The organism is Streptomyces sp. CO7 (assembly GCF_053474865.1).
In genome coordinates this window covers 1-461 of sequence record NZ_JBRIOU010000097.1, presented here as the reverse complement: position 1 = coordinate 461, position 461 = coordinate 1, and the positions used below count along the sequence as shown (strand labels likewise).

The window sequence follows — 461 nt, the reverse complement described above, 5'->3', positions numbered from 1 at the left end:
ACCCGCAGCAGCGCGACGGGCGCATCGCCGGCATCGAGGATGAGGGCCGCACCGAGAGCCGCTGGGTCGAGGGCCACCTCGGCCACCCCGTGATCAAGGCGTTCAACGGCACGTACGCCCAGGACATCCTGGACCGCCCGCGCCCGGCCGGCGACCCCGACCGCATGGCGCTGCCGGTCGCCGGCGACGACGAGGCGGCCAAGGCCAAGGTCCGCGCCCTCATCGACGAACTGGGCTTCGACACCGTCGACGCCGGCGGCATCGACGAGTCCTGGCGCCAGCAGCCCGACACCCCGGTCTACGGCCTGCGAGCGGGCGTCGAGGGCGTCACCAAGGCCCTGGCGGAGGCGTCGCCGGAGCGCCCGGCGGCGTTCAGGGGCTAGGCCCCCTGGGCCCACTCCTTCAGCGCGGCCTTGCTGCCGAAGTCCGCCACGTTCTTGTCCAGCGGGTCGTCGGTGTAC

General features: G+C 74.0%; 1 protein-coding gene and 1 pseudogene. One reads left to right on the top strand and one right to left on the bottom strand.

Going from position 1 to position 461, the window contains the following annotated elements:
* A partial coding sequence (locus ACOV8S_RS31290) for an NADPH-dependent F420 reductase (protein WP_448321862.1) occupies positions 1-383 on the top strand: 383 nt, incomplete at its 5' end.
* Here ACOV8S_RS31290 and ACOV8S_RS31285 read toward each other — a convergent pair.
* Positions 380-461, bottom strand: a pseudogene (locus tag ACOV8S_RS31285) (muramidase); the annotation flags it as partial. The gene ACOV8S_RS31290 and the pseudogene ACOV8S_RS31285 sit on opposite strands and share 4 nt — an antisense overlap.